The following is a 2,882-nucleotide window of genomic DNA, read 5'->3' on the forward strand; positions in this document are numbered from 1 at the left end:
ATTAATAATTGCCCAATAGGAGAAGAGTGTCCAATAAATAACTAGCAAAATAGCTCCAATAAGTTGTACATTACGACTTAATTCAAACTGTATAAGTTGTGCATTTACCTCTACTTTACTATTGGCAAGTGATTTTGATAAACCATAATACGATGATTTTAACCAAAAATTATCTATTGGTTTATAGTCTGTTGGTGAAAGATTGTATTTATTAGGATACACATAATCATATTTTTCATTAAATTCTCCTGCAGCATTACTATATCCAACCCATGCTGCTTGAATACTACTATTATTTTCTACGCCTATGTTTATTGCCTTCTTTGTTTTTTCATTAAAACCGTTAATCACATTATTTTCTTGATTGGGTAAATAATTAGTATACTGGTGAGCTTGGTTAGGAATAATTTTGTAATTCCATAAGTAGAAGACGGATAAAAATAGTATGCTAAGTACACCACTAATGATTGAAATATATAGTAGTGGTTTGTTTAATATTTTTTTTACTTTATACATTTCAGCTAAATCATTTACCAACGCTTGAGGAGTTCCATACTTCCTAAATACGATATTTGTTGCTGACTCTGAATTTAGACCATCATTTGTTAATTTCCTTACCTCCTCTTTTATATTTGTATTTAATTCTTCATAAATCTCATTTTTTATTGATATAGGTTCATCAATTTTAAGACAAACTTGATTGCAGTATTCGTCTATCCTTTTTTGTGAGATATTGTCAATATCTTTCAGCTCATTTTTCATACTTAGTAGCCTCCTTCTAAAAAGGTATCTAAAAACTGTTTAAGTTCTTTCCATTCAACTTTTTTTTCTTTATAAAATTCAATTCCTTCTTTTGAAATTTTATAATATTTCCTTTTAACTCCATTTGGTGCTTTTTCCCACCAAGAAGATACATACCTTTTTGTTTCTAATCTTTTCAATGCTAAATATAAAGTAGACTCTTTAATCTCAAATTTCCTTTTAGTTTTATTGCTAATACTTTGTGACAACATATAACCGTACATCGGTTCTTTAATTAATAAGGATAAGATTATTGAATCTATATTACCCTTTAATAATTCTTTTCCTATTTCCAATGTGACACCTCCTATATTGATAATATTACCAAAACTACTTTGTATAGCAAAGTACTTTTTTGTTTAAAAGTCTGAAAATGCTTAAAATTATGGTATTATTTAGAAGTAACAATAACCAAAATTTGGGAGGAATTATATGAAAAAAGTATTAGCTTCACTATCATTGGGGGCAATGTTAGCTTTATCTAGTCCACTTTTTGCAAGTGCTGATAGTAATAATGATCAGCAGGTCCTTACTGGTTTTTTGGAGTCTGTTAAGAGTAATGATATTCAAACAGCATTGACATATACGGATGATAATCGCTTTGAAGGCTATGAAGAGAAAAAATCGAAATATGAAGGGTTATTTAAAAAGGATCAGTTAATTAGTTATAAGAATATAGAAAAACAGGAAGATGGCACATATACCGCCGAATTAAGTTTTTTAAACGGTGGGAGTGCTAAAGTTCCATTTAATGTATTGTCGGATAAAGTAAACATTTCATTTGATAGCCTAGAGAATTCAAAATATGAGGTTATCAAAAAGGGAACAGAACCTGTAGAATTGAAAACTCTAGCAACATTAGTCAGTTGGGATTTTTGGGCAAGAGCCAAAGCTTCAGTATTTTATTCAGATGGAACATTTTCAATAAGTGGGTCTTCAGCAACTCTGAAATTAAGTCAAAACAATGATTCAGATCTGACTCCAGGTATTACATATGCTGTTGTACAACAACATTGGTATGGTGATGATGTATGGGGTTCAAGAAGGGTACAAGGTAGAATAACAAATGGTAGTTATAATATTACAGGAAGTGGATCTTATACAGGTGCCCAAATGAGATTCACAACAGATAAAGATCCTTATATGACACGTTATAATGGAACTGGATCTTTAAGTAGATAAAAGAAAAATTAGTTATTCTAGAGTAATAGAATTTAAGTCTATACATGAAATTGATGAGAATTTGGTAAAATTAAAAAATAAGCACATGTGTTTTAAACAATTTGTGCTTATTTTTTATGGCTTTGAAGCAAAGGTAATTTAATTTTAGCTAATCTATGGGGTTTTTCAGTGGCTTACAATTATTAATGGATACTATTACATAAAGTAATCCGAACTTATAGTATAAGTGCTATTTAGCTTATCCCAAAAAGCACTATCAGGGCGTTTTATACCATTCTCATACATTCCAATTAGAGTAGGACTATAGTTTAGTTCCATTGCAAACTGAGGGGGCGTTAATAATTTACTTCGTCTAAAATCCCTGAGTTTCCTACTTTTAATTGATATTTCTTTTTGTGTTTTTTATTATCTAACATTTTTAATACTCCTTTTATAAAACTGTATTTCTACAGTGCATTAATTTATATTTGGTTTCTTTTGTATTTTTATTTTTAACAGTTTGAGAATACTTGAAATTATATAACGTTCATTATTTGTGATAACCTTGGAAGTACCGTTATCATTAATAAAATCATGTAATTCGTTTAGACAATTATGAACATCATTTAGGTATTGTAAGTCTGATAGATAAGATATCATTATGTTTAAACAATGTATTTGCTGCAGGGTTAAATCAAAGTTAGAATAACTATAAAAAAGATGATTTATATTGCTGTTTTGATTTGTATCAGTAAAACTACGTATATAATTCTTTAATTGTTTTTCTATATTCAAGTCGTCTATATATAAGTAATTGGTAAGCGCATTAATATCTCTTATAATTGAATTGTATGCCTCAATTGTCATTAGAGAATTAGAAGAGGGAATATTTCGTAAATCACTCCTTTTATATTTTTTTA

General features: G+C 28.8%; 4 protein-coding genes. 1 reads left to right on the forward strand and 3 read right to left on the reverse strand.

Going from position 1 to position 2,882, the window contains the following annotated elements; genetic code table 11:
- Together RCF13_RS00275 and RCF13_RS00280 are read right to left on the reverse strand one after the other, a co-directional pair.
- Positions 1–762: hypothetical protein (locus RCF13_RS00275; protein WP_308140683.1), on the reverse strand; the 762-nt coding region annotated here is incomplete at its 3' end.
- Between the two features lie 2 nt (positions 763–764).
- The gene (locus tag RCF13_RS00280) at positions 765–1,097 is read right to left on the reverse strand and encodes a PadR family transcriptional regulator (RefSeq protein ID WP_001995812.1); all 333 of its coding nucleotides are present in this window, start codon (positions 1,095–1,097) and stop codon (positions 765–767) included.
- A 136-nt stretch (positions 1,098–1,233) separates the two neighbouring features.
- Between RCF13_RS00280 and RCF13_RS00285 the strand changes: the two genes are divergently transcribed.
- Positions 1,234–1,983: a hypothetical protein gene (locus RCF13_RS00285; RefSeq protein ID WP_308140684.1), complete on the forward strand. Its 750-nt coding sequence runs from the start codon at positions 1,234–1,236 to the stop codon at positions 1,981–1,983.
- A 456-nt stretch (positions 1,984–2,439) separates the two neighbouring features.
- On the opposite strand, the gene RCF13_RS00290 is transcribed toward RCF13_RS00285, so the two are convergent.
- Positions 2,440–2,882, reverse strand: a 443-nt coding sequence (locus RCF13_RS00290; RefSeq protein ID WP_308140685.1) for a hypothetical protein, incomplete at its 5' end; no start/stop codon positions are given.

Source organism: Stenotrophomonas maltophilia group sp. RNC7 (assembly GCF_030910085.1).
Taxonomy (GTDB): Bacteria; Pseudomonadota; Gammaproteobacteria; order Xanthomonadales; family Xanthomonadaceae; genus Stenotrophomonas; species Stenotrophomonas sepilia.

Excerpts from the sequence above, each read along its gene's own strand:
- RCF13_RS00285 (WP_308140684.1), top strand. The coding sequence starts at position 1,234 with ATGAAAAAAGTATTAGCTTCACTATCATTGGGGGCAATGTTAGCTTTA.